Annotated in this window: 17 protein-coding genes; 13 read left to right on the forward strand and 4 right to left on the reverse strand. The window is 43.1% G+C overall.

Annotation, left to right across the window (positions count from 1 at the left end):
• The first annotated feature begins 521 nt into the window (after window positions 1-521).
• From I3254_RS10675 to I3254_RS10690, 4 genes are all read left to right on the forward strand, one after another.
• Window positions 522-734 (forward strand): PspC domain-containing protein, encoded by a 213-nt coding sequence (locus tag I3254_RS10675; RefSeq protein WP_238052839.1) that lies wholly within the window; start codon window positions 522-524, stop codon window positions 732-734.
• Between the two features lie 475 nt (window positions 735-1,209).
• Window positions 1,210-2,211, forward strand: a complete 1,002-nt coding sequence (glyQ, locus tag I3254_RS10680) for a glycine--tRNA ligase subunit alpha (RefSeq protein ID WP_227679301.1) — start codon at window positions 1,210-1,212, stop codon at window positions 2,209-2,211.
• Window positions 2,212-2,220: 9 nt separating this feature from the next.
• Window positions 2,221-4,314, forward strand: coding sequence for a glycine--tRNA ligase subunit beta (gene glyS / locus I3254_RS10685; protein ID WP_238052840.1), 2,094 nt, complete (start codon window positions 2,221-2,223; stop codon window positions 4,312-4,314).
• Between the two features lie 297 nt (window positions 4,315-4,611).
• Window positions 4,612-4,902, forward strand: coding sequence for a hypothetical protein (locus I3254_RS10690; RefSeq protein WP_238052841.1), 291 nt, complete (start codon window positions 4,612-4,614; stop codon window positions 4,900-4,902).
• 78 nt (window positions 4,903-4,980) lie between these two features.
• Here the strand turns inward: I3254_RS10690 and I3254_RS10695 are convergent, their stop codons facing one another.
• Together I3254_RS10695 and I3254_RS10700 are read right to left on the reverse strand one after the other, a co-directional pair.
• Window positions 4,981-5,442, reverse strand: coding sequence for a cell division protein ZapA (locus I3254_RS10695; RefSeq protein ID WP_238052842.1), 462 nt, complete (start codon window positions 5,440-5,442; stop codon window positions 4,981-4,983).
• 108 nt (window positions 5,443-5,550) lie between these two features.
• Window positions 5,551-5,991 carry a hypothetical protein gene (locus I3254_RS10700; RefSeq protein WP_057761479.1) on the reverse strand — a complete coding sequence of 147 codons (441 nt, stop codon included), beginning with the start codon at window positions 5,989-5,991 and terminating at the stop codon, window positions 5,551-5,553.
• 212 nt (window positions 5,992-6,203) lie between these two features.
• On the opposite strand from I3254_RS10700, the gene I3254_RS10705 reads away from it, so the two are divergent.
• From I3254_RS10705 to I3254_RS10725, 5 genes are all read left to right on the forward strand, one after another.
• Window positions 6,204-6,857 (forward strand): UPF0149 family protein, encoded by a 654-nt coding sequence (locus tag I3254_RS10705; RefSeq protein ID WP_057761477.1) that lies wholly within the window; start codon window positions 6,204-6,206, stop codon window positions 6,855-6,857.
• A gap of 48 nt (window positions 6,858-6,905) precedes the next feature.
• Window positions 6,906-8,186, forward strand: a complete 1,281-nt coding sequence (gene argE, locus I3254_RS10710) for an acetylornithine deacetylase (RefSeq protein WP_238052843.1) — start codon at window positions 6,906-6,908, stop codon at window positions 8,184-8,186.
• Between the two features lie 175 nt (window positions 8,187-8,361).
• Window positions 8,362-9,090, forward strand: a complete 729-nt coding sequence (locus I3254_RS10715) for a LysE family translocator (RefSeq protein WP_238052844.1) — start codon at window positions 8,362-8,364, stop codon at window positions 9,088-9,090.
• 789 nt (window positions 9,091-9,879) lie between these two features.
• Window positions 9,880-11,094: an RtcB family protein gene (locus I3254_RS10720; RefSeq protein ID WP_238052845.1), complete on the forward strand. Its 1,215-nt coding sequence runs from the start codon at window positions 9,880-9,882 to the stop codon at window positions 11,092-11,094.
• A 150-nt stretch (window positions 11,095-11,244) separates the two neighbouring features.
• Window positions 11,245-11,481 (forward strand): hypothetical protein, encoded by a 237-nt coding sequence (locus I3254_RS10725; RefSeq protein ID WP_101205757.1) that lies wholly within the window; start codon window positions 11,245-11,247, stop codon window positions 11,479-11,481.
• Window positions 11,482-11,582: 101 nt separating this feature from the next.
• Here I3254_RS10725 and miaB read toward each other — a convergent pair whose 3' ends face one another.
• Window positions 11,583-13,076: a tRNA (N6-isopentenyl adenosine(37)-C2)-methylthiotransferase MiaB gene (gene miaB, locus I3254_RS10730; RefSeq protein WP_160022363.1), complete on the reverse strand. Its 1,494-nt coding sequence runs from the start codon at window positions 13,074-13,076 to the stop codon at window positions 11,583-11,585.
• Window positions 13,077-13,423: 347 nt separating this feature from the next.
• Between miaB and I3254_RS10735 the strand changes: the two genes are divergently transcribed.
• The 4 genes from I3254_RS10735 to I3254_RS10750 all read left to right on the forward strand — a co-directional run bounded on the left by I3254_RS10735 (window position 13,424) and on the right by I3254_RS10750 (window position 18,615).
• Window positions 13,424-15,538: a lytic transglycosylase domain-containing protein gene (locus tag I3254_RS10735; RefSeq protein WP_238052846.1), complete on the forward strand. Its 2,115-nt coding sequence runs from the start codon at window positions 13,424-13,426 to the stop codon at window positions 15,536-15,538.
• Between the two features lie 502 nt (window positions 15,539-16,040).
• Complete coding sequence (locus tag I3254_RS10740) at window positions 16,041-16,721, forward strand: hypothetical protein (RefSeq protein ID WP_238052847.1); 681 nt, start codon at window positions 16,041-16,043, stop codon at window positions 16,719-16,721.
• 376 nt (window positions 16,722-17,097) lie between these two features.
• Complete coding sequence (locus I3254_RS10745; RefSeq protein WP_101205831.1) at window positions 17,098-18,081, forward strand: malate dehydrogenase; 984 nt, start codon at window positions 17,098-17,100, stop codon at window positions 18,079-18,081.
• Window positions 18,082-18,375: 294 nt separating this feature from the next.
• Complete coding sequence (locus I3254_RS10750; RefSeq protein WP_238052848.1) at window positions 18,376-18,615, forward strand: DUF2789 domain-containing protein; 240 nt, start codon at window positions 18,376-18,378, stop codon at window positions 18,613-18,615.
• Window positions 18,616-18,689: 74 nt separating this feature from the next.
• On the opposite strand, the gene ribF is transcribed toward I3254_RS10750, so the two are convergent.
• On the reverse strand, window positions 18,690-19,772 hold the full coding sequence (gene ribF / locus I3254_RS10755; RefSeq protein WP_238052849.1) for a riboflavin biosynthesis protein RibF: 1,083 nt from the start codon (window positions 19,770-19,772) through the stop codon (window positions 18,690-18,692).
• Between the last annotated feature and the right edge of the window lie 58 nt (window positions 19,773-19,830).

Below are 19,830 nucleotides of genomic sequence, written 5' to 3' on the forward strand. Positions count from 1 at the left end.
TTTGAAAACCCAAGTTGCTTATCAGCATGGTATAAAGGTTTTGGATGATTTGCAGGTGGGTTATTGTAAAAATAAGGTATATCGCACGTACACGGAATCGCAGGTTTTTTAATTGAGGGTTCTTTTAATCGAGTAAACTTGGTCAGTTAAAAGATTATTCAGACTATCAAAGATTTGACTCGATTTTAGCGTTATAAAGCAAGCTTATCTCTTTGATTAAATTAAAAATAACAAGATACGTGAAGCGAGATTGCAAGGTTATAGCAACAAAAGCGGTTTTGAAACATTTTGAAATAACTATTTAAAATCAGGGGCTTGCATGGTGTTATGACAGGTTAGGGTAAGCTTGAGTAGCATAAACTCACAAAGTACTGCTATACCTTCAACAGATAAATCCTGAATTATTGATATACTGATTCGTAAGTTAGCAAAGCAAGATAATGTTTTGGCTAAATATGTGAGACAATCAGAAAAATAGAATAAAAAAATAAACAAGAATAGAAAATAGAGAGGTATTTGATTTGGCTAAGTTAGCAAAATTACATCGCTCACCAAACAATCGCATGATAGCAGGTGTGATGGGTGGCATTGCAGAATATGCTGGTTGGTCGCCAACATGGGTGAGAGTATTATTTGTAATCATCTCATCATTAAGTGCAGCAGTACCAGGCATTTTGATTTATATCATCCTATGGATAATTATGCCAAAAGCCAACAATCAGTCTTATCAATAATAGGAGCCTGATAGTTATTTTTAAAATTAGCTTTTTTAAAATTAGGTTTTCTGAACCAGTTAAAGAGTTAAGTTTAAGTTAGACGTAGTTGCTAAAAACAGTAGACCTCCAAAAAATAAAAAGCCTGATCAATCAGGATGCCCAAGATATAATTTTCCTCCTGCCCGAATGCTAGCGCATTTGGGTATTTTTTTATTTATTGTATTAGTGCGACTTCCATAATGATTTGCCTAAAAATACGCTATACAACTGAGGTTTTGTGCCCACTATGCAAATTTAGTTGATGTAAATATGGATAAAATAGTCAATTTTTAGTAAGGTGAGCAGGCAGATAGAGTCGTTGCCGAATAGGTCGCGCGAGCGCTATCAGAGATTTATTTAATAATACTCATTTCACAGTGGCTTTACTATGAAAACCGAAACTATTACATCCCAAGCGATAACCCCGATGACACAAGATAAAGACTCTCAACCGATGACTTTTCAAGATTTAATCTTAACTTTGCAAAATTATTGGGCCGATAAAGGCTGCGTTGTATTGCAGCCTTACGACATGGAAGTCGGTGCAGGTACTTTTCATACCGCGACGTTTTTGCGCTCGTTAGGTCCTGAGCGCTGGAATGCGGCTTATGTACAGCCATCACGTCGTCCTACTGACGGGCGCTATGGTGATAACCCGAACCGCCTGCAGCATTATTATCAGTTCCAAGTCGTGCTAAAGCCGAATCCACCGAACATCCAAGAGCTGTATTTGGACTCACTACGAGCCATTGGTATTGATCCATTGGTGCATGACGTGCGCTTTGTAGAAGACAACTGGGAATCGCCAACGCTTGGTGCGTGGGGACTTGGTTGGGAGATTTGGCTAAACGGTATGGAAGTCACGCAATTCACGTACTTCCAGCAAGTCGGCGGTATTGAATGTTTCCCAGTCACTGGCGAAATCACTTACGGACTTGAGCGTTTGGCCATGTATGTACAGGGCGTCGACAGCGTTTATGATTTGGTCTGGGCAGACGGTGAATTTGGCCGTGTCACGTATGGCGATGTTTTTCATCAAAATGAAGTCGAGCAGTCTACCTATAACTTTGAGCACGCTGATGTGCCGATGATGGGCGAGATGTTTGACTTTTATGAGCAACAAGCCGACAAATTGGTCGATGCAGGATTGCCATTGCCAGCTTATGAGATGGTATTAAAAGCATCTCACGCCTTTAACTTGCTTGATGCACGCGGCGCTATTTCAGTGACTGAGCGTCAGCGTTTTATCCTACGTGTGCGTACACTTGCTCGTAAGGTTGCTTTTGGTTATGTCGAAGCTCGTGCCAAATTGGGCTTCCCATTGGCTGATGAAGAACATCGCCAAGCTGCGCTTGATAAATATTTGCCAAAAGAAGACGTGGCAGCAGACACCTTAGCAGCAGATGGCGTAGCAAAAGAAAATACTGACACTAACCAATCTACTAACGATAAATAGGAGCATCCCATGAGTACTATTCTATTTGAACTGGGGTGTGAAGAGCTACCTCCAAAGAGTCTAAAACCATTACGTGATGCGCTACAAGCCAGTGTCATTGAGCAATTAACTGCAGCAGATATTACCTTTGATAGTATCAAAGCCTTTGCTGCACCGCGTCGTTTGGCGATTCAGATTCAAGGTATTAGCGATAAGCAGCCTGATCGTACAGAACAAAAACGCGGACCAGCGATTAAAGCGGCGTTTGATGCAGAGGGTAACCCAACGCGTGCGGCCATGGGTTTTGCCAAAGGCTTAGGTATTGAAGCCAGCGAGCTTACGACGATTAATACCGATAAAGGTGATTATGTCGGTTTTGAGCAGACTATCCGTGGTCAAGCGACCACTGAGTTACTACCTGCTATTTTCCAGACCGCACTAGATAATCTGCCGATTGCTAAGCGTATGCGCTCAGGTGCTAGCCGTAACGAGTTTGTGCGTCCAGTACAGTGGGTAGTATTGATGCAAGATGATACTGTCATTGATGCTACTATCCAAGGTTATCAGACTGGTACGCAAACGCGTGGTCATCGCTTCCACAGCCCTGACTACCATAACATTGCTCATGCCAATGACTATGAAGAACTACTAAGTGGTCTAAAAGTAGTAGCAGATTTTGATAAGCGTCAAATGCTGATCAAAAACCAAGTCAAAGCTTTGGCAGATGAAGTCAATTCTGATGCCATCGTACCGCAAGATTTATTAGACGAAGTCACCGCATTGGTCGATTTCCCAATTGCGCTACGAGCAAGCTTTGAAGCGCGCTTTTTACAAGTACCGCAAGAAGCGCTTATCTCGACTATGCAAGCGGATCAAAAGTATTTCTGCTTAACCGATAAAACTGGCAAATTGCAGCCGTATTTCATTTTTATTACCAATATTGAATCAAAAGATCCTAACCAGATTATCGAAGGTAATGAAAAAGTTGTGCGTCCACGTTTGGCTGATGCAGAGTTTTTCTTCTTACAAGATCAAAAGCAGCCATTGTTTGCGCTTACAGAGAGCCTAAAAAATCGTGTATTCCAAGACAAATTGGGTACGATTTGGGAGAAATCTGAGCGTATTGCTAAGCTTGCTGCGTTTATCGCCACGTTGATGCAGCAGCAAGGCCACGATATCAATGTCGATGAAACCGTACGTGCGGGCATTTTGTCTAAAGCAGATTTGGCCAGCTCGCTCGTTGGCGAATATCCTGAATTACAAGGTATCGCAGGTACGTATTATGCGCGTCTAAACGATGAGCCTGAAGCGGTTGCAGCAAGTTTGGAAGAGCAATATCTGCCTAAATTCAGTGGTGACGTATTACCACAAACACCGATTGGCATTTGCTTAGCGTTAGCTGATCGTTTAGATACATTGGTTGGTATTTTTGCGATTGACCAAGCGCCGACGGGTTCAAAGGATCCGTTTAGCTTACGTCGTTCTGCTATTGGTATCTTGCGTATTTTGATCGAAAAGCAGTTGCCGATTAATCTGGTTGCGCTCGTTGAGCAAGCGATTAAAGGCTATAGCGATGCTGAAGGTAGTAAGATTGCCAAAATGGGCGATACTTTCACCCAAGTTATGGCATTCCTAAACTCGCGCTATCGTGCGATGTATACAGAGCAGGGCGTTAGCGTCGACACGATTCAAGCAGTGCAAGCGATTAACCCGCATATGCCGCTTGATTTTGATCAGCGTATCCGTGCAGTGCAAGCATTTAGCGAGCTGTCACAAGCGTCGATGTTGGCTGACTCAAACAAACGTGTTGCTAATATATTGGCCAAGTCAGAAGTGAGCGTGGCTGATACAGTCGATGAAGCGCTACTGTCTGAATCTGCTGAGCAAAACTTATATGCGAACGTGCAGCAAGCGCAGACAGTGGTACAACCATTGCTGGAGCAAGCGGACTATACGCAAGTATTGCAAACGCTGGCTAGCTTAGATGAGCCGTTGACCCAGTTCTTTGATCAAGTAATGGTCAACAGTGAAGATGCTGCGCTTAAAAACAATCGCTTGGCATTGCTAAAGCAAGTTCGTGCCTTGTTCTTGACGGTAGCTGATATCAGTGAGCTACAGCTGTAACCCTGCTAAAACCTGATAGTTACTTTAACCTGATTGTTGTTTTAAATTGACGGTTACTTTTGATAAAAAACCTGGCTTATCATGGCCAGGTTTTTTGTTATGCAGTTGACTGGTTTACTCATACAGTTATCCGTTAGATATAACCAGTCAATTAGTGCAATCAGCAATTAAACGGTAAAGGCATTGTATTATCGCTATTATTGACGGTAAAATTTATGCTATCAAAACGTCTTAAATAATCTTATTTAATAGATTTCGTTATTTCTCGCGTTTACCCATAATCGAAGGAGCACTACTGTGTTTGCTGTTATTATCGTCATCCTTATTATTTGGGCTTCAATGTGGGCTTTTTATAAGTTTATGTACCCGCGTGCACCTAAGAGTATGATGCCAAAAGAAGGGGATGTGACCACTCCGCGTCAGTGCAATTTCTGTGGCAACAGCTTGGCTGAATATCGCGGCGTACTCGAAACCAAACCAAGTACAGCTACCGATGGCAATGTTGAATCGAACCAAGAGTTATTCTTTTGCAATTATGAGCATCAGGCAGACTTTCATGCAGGCAAGACCTACACGCCTTATGCATAAATAGATAAATGATTGACCATAAAAAAGCGCCTAACTTTATTGGCTAGGCGCTTATATGTTTAATACAGTACGATGCATCTACAGAATAGAATGAGCATCTTTCATGATTTTATTCAGCAATGCCTCAGACTGTTTGTCTTTCTGCAAGCGGTCTTCATCACTTCTTTGATTGGCATGGATTTTTTCATACAAGTTTAAGCAGCACAGTACCAGTATGCTTTCTTGGCTGAGACTAGGCGCATCTCTTTTTAGCTCGAGCGCATAGTTGTTGATATACGAAACCGCTGACAGTAGCTCTTCTTGCTCATGTACTGGACAAAAGATTGGATAAGTAACCCCAGCAATTGCAATATCTACTTTTTTGATTTGGGGTTCTGGCGCTTTAGGTGTTTTGGTATTAGTTTGTGCCATGGCGCTTGATATATTTGATGCTGCTGGTGTCGTTTTTTGCGCTGGTACTGGCGCACTTGTTACTGGTGCACTTGGCGCTTGAGTATTTTTTGGTTGTTTTTCTATCGATTTGCTTTGGTCATCGGTCATGATAAATCCTACAGTGTTTGGTCAGTGAAATGAGTGATATCAGATTTTACAAATAGCATTTGGCAGTTGAATAAACAGTACGTCTTTGCTATCTGCTACAGGAAAACGTTAGCCTTCTGCTTGATCGATACGGGTTAGGCGCTGTAATACGACTTGCGTACGCTCGGCTGCCAATTGGTTCTTCTTTTGCAGTTCACTGTTTTGTTGTTTGATATCGCTATACTGCTGCTTTAGCTCATTATTGTGTTGTTGCAGCTCGCTGTTTTGTTGTTGTAATTGGCTGATCTGTTTTTGCAGTTTGTCTTGTTCTTCACCGATCATATGGTGCGCTTCTGCAAGACTCTGATAGCGCTTGTCGAGATCGTTCAGTTGTTTTTTGGCACCGTCACGTTCGTTATGACTGTTATCTAATTTGGTTTTTAGTGCGGCAAATTCTTTGGAATCAGTAACAGGGTGTTGTTTTAAGCTGCTAAGTTCAGCACTGACAAGCTGATACTGTTTTTTGATGTCGAGTACCATTTTTTCTAATATTCTAAGTTGATCATACATAGTCAGTTTTTATCCTTAACAAGTAAGCGTGAATGAATTTTGTTCGCTGCATTTAATAATGCCATAGGTGACCGCATAATATCTATATCAACAAAGTAATTACAAGCATCAGGCTTTGTCTTTTCACTTTTATTTATCGATGATTTGTCTATGACATTTTATCGCGACTATTTTTGTTTTATGAGCAGTAATCAATTACTAGGACATCTATTATGAATGATAATATCTCTGGCTGGAATACTTGGCTGACTGCGTTTGATGATTGGACTGACGTGTCTATCAGCGAAGTGCATGGCATGATGACAGGGCTTATGACGGCTTGTAATGCACCCGACGAAGCAACTTGGGCTAAGGTGTTTGAGGAGCTCAGCTTTGCCCCATTACCAGAGCCTGCATTGACCTTGCTGACAGAAGAAGCGGAAGACATTGTGTTTCAGCTAAAAGACAAAGATGATGCCTACGCGTATATGCCGCTCATCCCAGATGATGAACATGATTTATACGAGCGCGTGATGGCGTTGAAACAGTGGGCAAACGGTTTTATGACCGGTTTTGGCATTACCGATTGTGGTTTGACCAGCGAAGAAAACGAGATGCTATCTGATTTGGCTAAGATTGGCGCAATTCGTCTCGAAGATGATGAAGATTTTGAAGGTGGCGAAGAGTCTTATCTTTACATCTATGAATTTGCTCGTATGGTACCCGTAAGCTTTGCCACGCGTAAACGCAAGGCTGTCAAAGATATCGCGCTCATCGCGGGTTTGTCTATCGATGCCAAAACAACCAAAGAGCTACAGGCAGAAGGTAAGCTACCAAAACCAATGCCGCCAGTGGTGGATGTGATGAATCATAACAATCCATCGTAAGGCAGCTCTGACACATCATAGTTCTGAAAATTGTAGTAAGGATATTTTATGATCCAAAATAACAGTAGTAATAGCGACAACGTCAGTAATAGCGATAACGTTGATAGTAGCAGCGATGTCCAGCTGAAAAGTGCTGAGCATCCTACTCAGAGTCTCGATTGGCTAACACGTCTTATCGCCTTTGATACGGTCAGTCGCCACTCTAATTTGGCTTTGATTAATGATGTAAAGTCTTATTGTGAGCAGTTGTGTTTGACGGTAGATTTGACCTTTAATGAAGCTAAGACCAAAGCCAATTTGTTTGTGACTGTACCAGCTGGTGAAAACGCTGATATTATCAATAACGGTCTGGTCTTATCAGGTCATACCGACGTTGTACCAGTTGATGGACAAGCGTGGTCTTCAGAGCCGTTTACCGCGACGATACGTGGTGATAAGCTATACGGACGCGGTGCATGTGATATGAAGGGCTTTATCGCTTGTGCACTAACGGTATTGCCACAAGCCGTGCAGTTATCGAATAGCGGTCAGCTACGTCGTCCGTTGCATTTGGCATTGTCGTTCGATGAAGAGGTTGGTTGTTTGGGTGCGCCATTGATTTTGGCAGACCTAAAAGCACGTGGTATCACGCCTGATTATTGTATCGTCGGTGAGCCAACTAACATGGCTATGGTAGTCGCACACAAAGGCATCGCAGTTTATCGCTGCCGTGTACATGGCAAGTCGGCGCATTCTTCATTGATTGCACAGGGTGTCAATGCGATTAGCTATGCCAGCAGATTGGTTGGCTATGTAGATACGCTTGCTGAAGAGCTGAGTACTCGTGATGATAACGACGCATTATTTACAGTGCCTTATTCGACATTGTCAGTAGGTACCATCCATGGTGGTACAGCGACCAATATCGTACCCAACCTATGCGAGTTTACTTTTGACTATCGTAACCTGCCGCACATGACGCAAGACGATATACTAGCGCCCATTCGAGCCAAAGTCGCTGAGCTAAATGCCCAAATGCAAGCACGCGCGCCAGAGACTGGTATTGAGCTGATGCAAGAAGAAAGCGTTCCCGCCATGATTGATAATGATAGTGCCGAGTTACAATTGTTAATCGCTGCGCTGACAGGAGATGATGAGCGTCATAAAGTGGCTTACGCGACTGAAGGCGGTCAGTTTACCAATGCAGGTATCCCAACGATTATCTGTGGCCCTGGTAGTATTGAGCAGGCGCACAAAGCGGATGAGTATGTGGAGCTTAGTGAAATTGAACGCTGTGATGTGTTTTTAAAGAAGTTGTTAGATAGCTGTACGACTCAGCCGTCCATGTAATCGTAATTATTCAGAAGAAGGTATGTCGTTTCTTTAATGATTTCTGCGAGAATTTTTGATATATAGGTATAAATGACACCGTCTTAATGGCGGTGTTTATTTTTTAGTCGCATATTTAAGTCGTATAGCTGTTCGTATTAGAACCATTTACACATGACAAAGTAGGGGTGGGTTGATGTCTTGGCATCTGTTTGCAGTGTTTTTCGCAAGTACGTTTTTTATCTCAGCGACCCCTGGTCCTAATATGCTGCTGGCATTTCAGTACGGCATGAACTATGGCGTCAAACGAACTTTATGGACGCTGGCAGGTCTGAGCCTTGGCTTGTTTGTATTACTGCTGTCGACACTGCTTGGCTTGGACGTAATCAGTCGCCAGTCACCGTGGCTACTGACCATTATCAAAGCCGTGGGTGCAGTATACTTAATCTATTTGGGTATCAGTTCTTGGCGCGATGCTGGCGACGGTAGCTTGATGAGCGATGCTAAAGAGTTGAGTGCCGAGGTAGCAGCAGACTATGCTGCCACTGACGGCGTACCCAGTACACCGCAGCCGCGTTCACTATCTAGTGCTGCTACTAAGATATCGCCGAGCAATACTAGCTTGTTTCGTACTGGTGTTTGGGTGTCATTATCTAACCCAAAAGCTATCTTGTTCTTTGCTGCTTTTTTTCCTAAGTTTATCAATTTTAGCGCGCCACTATGGCCGCAATATGTTCTATTGACCATCGGCTTGTTTTTGAGTGAAACGATTTGGCAAATCGTATATACGCTAGGTGGCAAAAAGCTAGCAAGCTGGCTTGATGTTGGTAATCGCTTAGCCTGGCTTAATCGTGGATGTGGGGTAATATTTATAATTATCGCTACCGCCTTATTGGCTGAAGTGATAAATAGTTTTATGGTATAAAAACTACCGATAAGATTTCAAATTAAAGTGATCAATTAAACACACGTTTATTAAATTATTTTCTATACAGGCCAAATTAATTATTGACTTTAATTTTTAAATCGTTATTATTGGCTCATTGATTTATATCGTTTATCTTTTATAAGCGATAAATTGTTTCAATTAATCTGTTATTGTCGCCCTGACATTAGCCACAACCTATGGAGGAATCATCGTGTCCTATATAACTACCAAGACGTTTTTAAAGATTAAATGTATAAACCACATGACAGCAATGACACCTTCGAAAAGGTTTGGCTAAGTTTTTATATAAGCTGTTGAGTGATATCCCATCTATCGATATCAACGAATAGCTTTCTGTATCTACTTGCGCTATCTCTTTTCTAAGTCTACTGTGCCAAATTCGCTCTGCGATTGTGCTAAGCTATATTGCGCTTGCTGTTATCTGTTTACCTAACATTTTTCTTTACCGCTATTGCTAATAAAGCGACTCAGGCTATGATTTAGCTAAAGCTTTTCTATGCGTATAATATTTACGCTGTGGCCGACGGTTTTGATCTATATTATATTTCTTTAAAATGTCCATAATAAATCAGCCATAAATTTTTATTGATTTTTAATTAATAAAAATACGGTTTTTTATTGCCTATTATTTCTTAGCTAATAGTTTTTTTATTATTGAACGTTACGTTTAATCGAGAAATATAAGTAATGTCTAAAAAATTTAATAGGTAAATATAAAAATTATTTGTATGGCTTTAAAAATAAAAAAAGTGGAAGAAATAAATAATGAGCATTCAATTAGTATTAAATAAAAATAGTAAACATGGCGTACCTGTCAAGATTTACACCTCTGATATCGAGCAAGGCGCGATGCAGCAGTTACGCAATTTAGCCCAGCTAGAGTTTGTGCATTCCCACATTGCAGTGATGCCCGATGTGCACGTTGGCAAAGGCGCAACAGTCGGTAGCGTGATTCCGACCAAGTCAGCCATTATTCCTGCGGCGGTCGGTGTGGATATCGGCTGCGGTATGAACGCAGTACGTTTGTCACTGACAGCGAGTGATCTGCCTGATAGCTTACGGTCGTTACGATCGATCGTTGAGCAACAAGTGCCAGTCGGCTTCAATATGCATAAGCAAATCCAAGCCAAAAATTCAACGCTTGATCCACTAGGCAAACGCCTAAAACCGATTACTGATAAACATCCGGGTTTGCTTAAAATGCTGAAAGGTTTTGAGCGTACTTGGGCGAAGCAGTTGGGAACACTCGGCGGTGGCAATCATTTCATTGAGCTGTGCTTGGATGAGAACAATGATGTCTGGGTCATGCTGCATTCTGGCAGTCGCGGCATCGGTAATTGTATCGGTCAGTACTTTATCAATTTAGCAAAAAAAGAGCGTCAATCGCGCTTCGGTCATGTGCCAGATCAAGATTTGTCTTACTTTGCCGAAGGGTCTGATAGTTTTGCTGATTATGTCGAAGCAGTGGGCTGGGCGCAGGACTACGCGTTAGAGAACCGCCGCGAGATGATGCGTTTGGTGATTAAGTCCTTGCAGTCGTCACAAGCGGGATTACCACGATTTCAGCTTACCAAAGAAGCCATCAATTGTCATCATAATTATGTCAATGAAGAGGTGCATTTCGGTGAGCAAGTCTATGTGACGCGTAAAGGTGCGATCAGTGCCTATGCTGGTGAGCTTGGGATTATCCCAGGATCTATGGGCGCAAAGTCCTTTATCGTACGTGGTCTGGGCGAAGCTGAATCGTTTTGCTCGTGTTCGCATGGGGCAGGACGACAGATGAGCCGTGGTAAAGCCATGCGAGCATTTACCATCGACGAGCTAAAAGCGCAGACGGATGGCGTCGAGTGTCGCAAAGACAAAGGTGTCATAGATGAAATACCCGGAGCGTATAAAGACATCGATGAAGTGATGGCCAATCAAACGGATTTGGTCGAAGTGGTGCATACGCTAAAACAAGTGATGTGTATTAAAGGCTAACGAATAAAAACATAGCGAGTCATGACGGTGTCAATCGAGCTAAATGTACTAAGTATACTATTTGCGCTCGATTTCCTAGTCGTGACCTCACTATGCTGTCATTCGAATATATAAAACAGATTTAGAGTTATTAAAAATATAGGCAAAAATATGAGCTTAAAACAAACCTTAAAAAAGGCCAAACAGATTGAACGACAGTTAGATCAACAGGCTGAGACAGGTGTACAGCAATCGCTAAGCACTATCAAACCACGTAATTATTTGGCACTTGATCCACTATTAAGAAAAGGTGGTATTCACGAAAAGGAAGATATCGACATCGTCCGAAAAAAACGTCGCCGCGAGACCAAGCAACAGTTACGGAAGACAGATTGGTTATCAGAATAGTGATAGTTAATATTCACGCACAAAAAAGCCGTTCGCTATTATAGTGAACGGCTTCTTTATTCTTGCTCAAACTTATAACTTAACCATTGTTACCTTAACTACTAGGCCAATACTTCGATTAGCTCACCTTTCACCATGTGCGGACTAACGAAATCAGTAATACGTACGCTCACGAGCTTACCCAATAGCTCATCCATTTTCTCAACATCATGAGGGAACATAACGGTACGAGTGTTATCTGCTGTACCGATTAAGCAATCAGGATGACGGTTGGCAACTTGTTCAACCAAGACGCGGGTAGTAGTACCGACCATCTCATGCGTTTTGGCAAGTGTCGAGTCAATGATGACTTTCTGGAATTCAGCCAAGCGAGCTTTTTTAGTGGTGAAGCTCACATCATCTGGCAACTCAGCGGCTGGCGTGCCTGGACGCTTAGAATAGATAAAGCTGTAAGAGTGATCGAAGTTCAACTCTTTCGCCAAGTTCAAAGTATCTTGGAAGTCTTGATCTGTCTCACCTGGGAAGCCAATGATAAAGTCACTCGACAAGTGAATATCTGGACGAATGGCTTTTAGCTTATTAATCTGATTGATATAAACATCAATTGTATGGTTACGCTTCATCGCTGCCAAGATAGCGTTTGAGCCACTCTGAACCGGTAAATGTAAGTGTGAAACCAACTCTGGCAATTGTGCATAGGCATCAATGATGTCATCAGTGAACTCTAGCGGATGGCTGGTCGTATAGCGAATACGCTCGACACCGTCGACATGCGAGACATAATGCAATAGCTCAGCGAAACGGCAAATGCTGCCATCGTCTTTTTCGCCACGATAGCCGTTGACGTTTTGACCCAACAGGTTGATTTCACGGATACCTTGAGCGGCAAGGCTGTCAATCTCTGCCAATACGTCATCAAGTGGACGGGATAACTCTTCGCCGCGGGTATAAGGCACCACGCAGAATGAGCAATACTTTGAGCAGCCTTCCATGATAGAGACAAAGGCTTTGTAGCCTTCTACTCTTGGCTCTGGCAAAAAGTCAAACTTCTCGATGCTAGGGAATGACACGTCAATTGTGCCAATACGATTTTTAGGCGCAATTTCACGTTGTTCGTTTGATTGATCGTATAGCTCTGGCAGGCGATGCAAGGTTTGTGGGCCAAATACCATGTCGACATAAGGCGCGCGTTTTTGAATATTATCGCCTTCTTGTGAGGCCACACAACCACCAACGCCAATGACGAGGTCAGGGCGTTTTTCTTTTAGTTTGCGCCAGCGACCCAATTCTGAAAAGACTTTTTCTTGCGCTTTTTCGCGGATAGAGCAGGTGTTCATCAGTAGTACGTCAGCCTCATCGATATCATGAGTCACTTCCATACCGTGTGAATCGCCGAGCACGTCTAGCATTTTGCCAGAGTCATAGACATTCATCTGACAACCTTGGGTCGTGACAAAGACCTTTTTTGTCGCTGCTTTTTCGACGGGCGCTTGGGCTGAACTTGCTTCTTTGAGTGCAGTGACAGCACGTGCGGTGACAGTCGTCTCAGCAACAGCATCGTCATCGATGCGGGGATTGAATACAGTAACACTCATAAGGATAAGTCCATGATTGACCAAAAATATAGCGGAGTAGCCGATTAACAGGTGGCGTATTTTATCACAACCCTGTGCCAATGTGAAAAATTAGCACAGGCGATGAGGTATCAATATGATAAATAATTCATAGCAGTATCAATTATTTACTGTCGTTCATATTACTATTCATAAAAACTGCGGCTCGTTATCACTTCTATGTTACACCGTGCTGTCCTATTTATTAACAAAAGGTAAAGGAGATAGTTGAAAGCACAATGAGTATAGTATGATGATTGCTATACCCTTGGCGGTACTTAGCGAACCGTTATTCACATATTTGTAGAGATATCATAAAGAGAGTCAGTATGACAAAGTTGCGTGTTGCGCATAGCATCAAGGATGAAGAGTCTATCAGTCAAAAACACGCGTCAAAGCGAATCACAGTAGGTACGCTACGGTTGAGCGCGTTGAGCGTGGCAACAGCGGTCAGTGCACTTGGTGTGTCACAAGTCGCTTGTGCCGAGTTGACGTGGGGCGATGAGGAAAGCTATCAACAAGATTATCAGCAAGACAGTAGTATTGACTCATTTATGGCAGCCGCTATCGCCGCAGATCGCGGTGATGTGAGTGCGCTCTATAACTATGAGCAAGTCATGAGCGGCGGCTTGTTTGCGATGTATCCGACTTATTGGCGCATGAATCTAGATCTTAATTCACAGAGTTCAGCGGCGGTCTCGCAGTTTGTGCGTCAGTATCCAGATACGGTTATGGCTGAAAAATTAGTGGCTGATTTTGCGGAGACCAAAGCAGGATCGAATGACTACGCCTCGGTTAGACAGGTAGCCAATTTGATTACCAATGCCGATGCCAGTGAGCGCTGTGCGGTTGCGCTTGGGTTTAATAATGGCGGTGATACCATGCGTGCTATGGCAGCCAAATCTGATGTTTGGCTAACCACCAAAAAGCAGCCAGCACTGTGCGATCAGCTAGCGATGGAGATGAACAACAACGCGCTGATTAGTAATCAAGATCGTGCGGCTCGTCTCAAGCGTATGCTACGTAAAGGCAAGACCGGTGATATTATGGCATTATCATCACGCCTTGGTACGCCAATTGCTTATTCGGCGCTCAGTGAAATTCAGCTAAATCCGTCTTCTTTCTTTAGCCGTTTTGGTCGTGAGCCAGCTAGCCAAACCAATCAATACCTATATATGTACGCAATCGGCCGTATGGCTGACAAGTCTTATCGTGAGGCGGCGCTACAGTTAGACTTTGATATCAAACAAGACAATCAGCGCGCTGTCAGATTGTTGAATGACGAAACCCGACGTTATGCTTATCGTACGCTTGGCGTACAGCGTATGAATCACAACACTGATGATGGCTTTAACGCTGAAGCAGTGGATTGGTTCCGCAACAGTTTGGACAATGATTTTAATTTTGAAGAAGCAGAAGATTACGCGATGGCAGCGATTCGCTTCGGTCGTTGGGATGATGTGGTAGAAGCTATCTCAAAAATGGATGGCGAAACGCAAAAAGAAGCCCAGTGGCAGTATTGGCTAGCTCGTGCGTATGAGCAGTCAAGCGATAGTAGCAAGCGCAATACGTCTAAAAAAATGTATCAGAACTTAGCAAAAAGTAATGACTACTATGGCCTGATGGCAAAAGATAAAATAGGGCAGCGTTTCGATGCCAGCCGTTTAGGTGGTAGTAATTTGCCTAATGTTAGTACTGCTGACCGCGCGCGTGTCATGCAAGATGCTAACTTTGCTCGTGCGTTTGCGTTATACAACTCTGAGGCTAGTCGTGCTTATGCCAACCGCGAGTGGAACTGGGCTGTAAAGCAAGCTCGTGATAATCGTGATGATAATTTGATTATTGCCGCTGCTCGTCAAGCCTATGATATGGGCTGGCTCGATCGAGCGATTTATGCGGTTGATAATACTGATAGGGTGGATAGCTTAGCACTCTCGCATCCGATGCCGCATCAAAGCGCAGTCGTGCGTTATAGTGAGGCAGCAGGTATTGATCCAGCATGGGCGTACGGTATTATGCGTCAAGAAAGCCGTTTCGTATCTTCTGCGCGCTCAAACGTAGGCGCGAGTGGACTGATGCAAGTCATGCCTGATACCGCAAAATATATCGCTCGTAACCTAGGCGAGACGTATAGTGCGAGCCGTGCCAATAGCGGTGATACCAATATCCGCTATGGTACGTGGTATATGGGTGATATCTTGGGCAAACTCAATTATCAGCCAGTATTGGCAACCGCAGGCTATAATGCTGGACCTAATAATGCCAAACGCTGGCAGCCAGTTTATGGCTCACTTGCCGCAGATCAATATGTAGAGTCGATTGCATTCCCTGAGACACGTAACTATGTCAAACACGTGATGGAAAACGCCACTATCTATAGCAGTCTGTTGGGTCGTGGTCAGCCGATTACTCAGCGTATGGGTACGGTGCCAGCTGGATTTTAATCACTGAACTTGCATTTGATAAACCACTAATGATTTATTGTTAGTGGTTTATTTTTATCTGCTGATTTGCTTTGCTAATTGCTAATTGTCAATTGGTTAAACTTGACTTGCTCAGGTAGCACTAATCTGGCCAAGGTAAATTTCACAGTCTTTATCCTTCAGTGCTTTATCAACATTTATCGATCTTCCTGACGATGTCGTCAACGTTTACGTTTTTGCTATAGATTAAAAAAAACGTTTTGTTACCATTGCCTTAATGGGAAACCCTATTTTTCAGTCTTGTTCTTAGGTCAATGCGTGTTTTATGTATCGCGCCTAATGATTTAAGTTATAGCCTATGTCTTATCATTGCTAACTAACTGCCCTCAGTCCTATGATCAAAAAATATTTTAGTCTGTCTACGTCGCCAAAAACCAAATATTCGTTATCTAATCGGATATGCTTTTTATCGAAGGCGAATACAAAGACAGATACAAACCTGAGCAACAAGGCTGCTAACTCTATGATGCGATTGCGTGCAGGGTTAGCTAGTAAACACAGCGTAGGCAGTATCAAAGCGACGATGAGCTTCGGCGCTTTACTGCTTATACAAGGTGTTGTATTGCTGCCAGCACAAGCTGCTAGCACAGTTAAGACTGGTCAGCGTGTATTGATGATTGAGATGACCCCAGCATTATGTAATATGCAGCCAACGCGGGCACGTATGCGCCAGTGTTTAGAAGGGTATTCATTAACCGTATCTGGTTTAGACATGGGATATGGTGAGCGCTGCGGTCGTGGTAGTGAGCCACGTCTTACCCCGCTACAACTAAAAGTCGTTAACCGAATCATGCCTGACACAACGGTACGTAGCCAAACGTGGCAACGCTATGGAGCATGTAGCCCGCTTAGCGCTAGCAGTTACTTCCGCCAGATTACCAATTATGCAGGTGGATTAAAATTACCGAATGAGCTAAATACGGGTAATAGTTATACCGTTTCCAAATCACGATTTATCAGTCAAATGACCCGCCTTAATAGTGGTATGTCTTCCAATAGTGTAGATCTTATCTGTCAAGAAGGCAGCCGTCGCCAATCGATACTTACTGATATACATGTGTGCTATGAAGGTAGTGATTTTGGGACTTGTCATGATGTTGTAGACAGCTGTGGCAGTAAATTTATCATTTCAGGTGGACGATAGCCTTTACTTAGTTACCTGTTCAAACCTCTTTTTTGATATCGTTTTCAATGCAATTCAATCGAATTTAATAGTACAAATTGCCTATTTTGACCATTGTATCTACGTATAATACAGTGAAAATATGCTTTAGTTATCATGTATTGAAACCCTCTAGCGCTTTATTCGTAAGCGCTTAGCCTCTACAAAAATCCTCTCGTATAAAATGTAACAATATAATCCCTGACGGGTCTATGACTGTATCTAGACGGTCACTGCGATGAAGTGCTACACTAGCTCTCGGTTTATACATGCTGCTATGCGGCAAACAAGTCGATATCTAAAATGATAATCGTTCATTAGAATTATCTAATAATTAATTAGGGAGTATTCAATGTCAATGAAACAGCCTTTACGTGTTGCCGTCACTGGTGCCGCTGGTAATATCAGCTACGCGATGCTATTTCGTATTGCATCTGGCGAGATGCTAGGTAAAGATCAGCCAGTTATTTTGCAATTACTTGAAATTACGCCAGCTCTTGACGCCCTAAAGGGTGTGGTCATGGAACTAGAAGACTGTGCATTCCCATTGTTGGCTGGTATCGTCCAAACTGACGATGCTAATGTCGCATTCAAAGATATCGATTATGCTTTACTGGTCGGTGCACGTCCTCGTGGCCCAGGTATGGAGCGTAAAGATTTGCTAGAAGCCAACGCTGCGATTTTCTCAGCACAAGGTAAAGCATTGAACGAAGTCGCTAGCCGTGATGTAAAAGTATTGGTAGTCGGTAACCCTGCCAACACCAACGCACTTATCGCTCAGCGCAATGCGCCAGATCTTGATCCACGCAACTTCACTGCAATGACTCGTCTAGACCACAACCGTGCTATGGCGCAGTTAGCTGGTAAGACTGACAGCACGGTTAATGACGTGAAAAAAATGATCATCTGGGGCAACCATTCGTCAACTCAGTATCCAGATCTAACTGCTTGTACGGTAAACGGCAAGCCTGCTCTAGATTTAGTTGATCGCGAATGGTACGAAGCAACTTATATCCCAGAAGTACAACAGCGTGGTGCTGCAATCATTAAAGCTCGCGGTGCATCATCTGCCGCTTCTGCTGCCAACGCTGCTATCGCACATATGCGTACGTGGGCACTAGGTACTGATGAGAATGATTGGGTATCTATGGGCGTTTACTCAAACGGCGAATACGGTATTGCTGAAGGTTTGATCTACTCATTCCCATGCACATGCACTAACGGCGACTGGTCTATCGTAGACGGCGTTGATGTATCATCAGATTTCTCGAAAGAGAAAATGGCTGCCACTGAGCAAGAGCTTAGTGAAGAGCGTGATGCAGTAGCACATTTACTACCGTAAATCTAAGCTGCTATCCAGTAAGCTATGATTTAAGTAGTAGAGATAAGTAGTACAAGAAAGCCCTCTGAAATATGAGGGCTTTTTCGTGTCTATGAGAAATAGGCAAATCAGAGCAACTTAATTCATATTTTAAACTGATAAGAGCGATTTACCGTTAATACAATTGATAACGTTAGATAAACGTTGATTAACAGCTATTAAAATAAAGCTTGCTACAATGAATGTGTCAATTTGAATAATAAGCACATTAAACAATAAGTACGACTATATTCGTACCATTTAAGGAGAAAAATTATGTTGGGTGAACCAGAATACAGTATGAATGAGTTATTTGCTCAGTTAGGTCTAGATAGCTCTGATGAGGCAATTGATAATTTTATCGCAGCAAACCAACTAGCTAGCGAAGAAAAACTGACAGAGGCTAGCATTTGGACGGACAATCAGCGTATGTTCTTGCAAGAAGAATGGCAGAAAGATGCCGCATGGGTAGAAACCATCGATGAGCTAAATGTCCGTTTACATCCTAATGCATAAATATTTATAGACATAAAAACCCCGCGATAGTCTTAATATCGCGGGGTTTTTTATGTCTGGAGTAACACTAAACATCAAATTTGCTTGTCGCGCCAATCAAGTAAATCTGCGACGTCTTGATGAATACCTGCTTTTAATGCTTCTATTCCATCATAGCGACGCTCACCGTGCAAAAAGTGTAGGAAACGTACGTGTAAGTTCAATCCGTATAAATCAGCTTGCAACTGTGGAAAGTGAACCTCTAGTCGCCAGTCATCACCTTTATCAACAGAAGGTCTTTTACCAATATTAGCCGTGCCGAACAAACTATGCGGACGCAAGCCAGCAACACCTGTATGACCATCGGTGGCAAGCGCAGTCAAACCATCAGCTATCACATCACCATTGTCATCTAAGCTCACCACGTCAACTGCAAAAATACCATGCAGGGCAGGCTTTATACGCTGTAAATCGATATTTGCGGTAGGGAAGTCTATCGTACGACCTATCTGGTCGCCGCGCACAACCCCTCCTGTGATTGCATAGTCACGACCAAGCAACCTGTTGGCCGCCTGAAGTTCACCTGCTAATAGTAAGTCACGAACCCGAGTAGAGCTAATACGGGCAGCGTCGTTATCGATCGTATCAATACTGTCGCTATCAGTACTATCGTTATTAGTATTGCTATCAGTGACCGTATGCAGGTTGGTCACATCCAAACCATAATCACGCAAAAACTGACTGTCGCCAGTACGATCATGGCCGAAGCGGAAGTCGTCACCCAGCACCAATGCCTTGACGTTCAAACGCTTGGCTAATATATCGGCAAACGCTTGTGCTGATAGCGAGCGAAATTCTGTATCAAAACCTGCTACGATCAATGTTTCAACGCCATATTCTGCTAGCAGTGCTTGCTTCTCTGCCAGATTGGTCAGACGTGCAGGCGCTTTGGCAGGTGCAAAAAACTCACGTGGCTGCGGCTCAAATATCATGACCGCCGCACCCAAATTTTGGGTATGCGCAATTTCACGAACTTGGGCTAGCATTGCTTGGTGACCAAGGTGCACACCGTCGAAATTGCCGATAGTGAGCACGCAAGATGCCAACTCTACTGGGACAGTGTCCGTAGATGAAGTGTGTGGCGACGAAATCAGTTGCTCAAGAAAATAGGTTTTCATAAGTTTTCAGCTATGATGAGACCAAATAAAAAATGAAAAAACACATCTATGCTTAAAA

Source organism: Psychrobacter sp. Ps2, assembly GCF_022129405.1.
Taxonomy (GTDB): domain Bacteria; phylum Pseudomonadota; class Gammaproteobacteria; order Pseudomonadales; family Moraxellaceae; genus Psychrobacter.

Bases quoted from the DNA above. Each gene is read 5' to 3' on its own strand.
- I3254_RS10720 (WP_238052845.1), top strand. From the start codon at position 9,880: ATGAGCATTCAATTAGTATTAAATAAAAATAGTAAACATGGCGTACCT.
- I3254_RS10750 (WP_238052848.1), top strand. From the start codon at position 18,376: ATGTTGGGTGAACCAGAATACAGTATGAATGAGTTATTTGCTCAGTTA.
- argE (WP_238052843.1), top strand. From the start codon at position 6,906: ATGATCCAAAATAACAGTAGTAATAGCGACAACGTCAGTAATAGCGAT.
- glyS (WP_238052840.1), top strand. From the start codon at position 2,221: ATGAGTACTATTCTATTTGAACTGGGGTGTGAAGAGCTACCTCCAAAG.
- miaB (WP_160022363.1), bottom strand. From the start codon at position 13,076: ATGAGTGTTACTGTATTCAATCCCCGCATCGATGACGATGCTGTTGCT.
- ribF (WP_238052849.1), bottom strand. From the start codon at position 19,772: ATGAAAACCTATTTTCTTGAGCAACTGATTTCGTCGCCACACACTTCA.
- I3254_RS10745 (WP_101205831.1), top strand. From the start codon at position 17,098: ATGAAACAGCCTTTACGTGTTGCCGTCACTGGTGCCGCTGGTAATATC.
- glyQ (WP_227679301.1), top strand. From the start codon at position 1,210: ATGACTTTTCAAGATTTAATCTTAACTTTGCAAAATTATTGGGCCGAT.
- I3254_RS10715 (WP_238052844.1), top strand. From the start codon at position 8,362: ATGTCTTGGCATCTGTTTGCAGTGTTTTTCGCAAGTACGTTTTTTATC.
- I3254_RS10725 (WP_101205757.1), top strand. From the start codon at position 11,245: ATGAGCTTAAAACAAACCTTAAAAAAGGCCAAACAGATTGAACGACAG.
- I3254_RS10705 (WP_057761477.1), top strand. From the start codon at position 6,204: ATGAATGATAATATCTCTGGCTGGAATACTTGGCTGACTGCGTTTGAT.
- I3254_RS10695 (WP_238052842.1), bottom strand. From the start codon at position 5,442: ATGACCGATGACCAAAGCAAATCGATAGAAAAACAACCAAAAAATACT.
- I3254_RS10740 (WP_238052847.1), top strand. From the start codon at position 16,041: ATGATGCGATTGCGTGCAGGGTTAGCTAGTAAACACAGCGTAGGCAGT.
- I3254_RS10735 (WP_238052846.1), top strand. From the start codon at position 13,424: ATGACAAAGTTGCGTGTTGCGCATAGCATCAAGGATGAAGAGTCTATC.
- I3254_RS10700 (WP_057761479.1), bottom strand. From the start codon at position 5,991: ATGTATGATCAACTTAGAATATTAGAAAAAATGGTACTCGACATCAAA.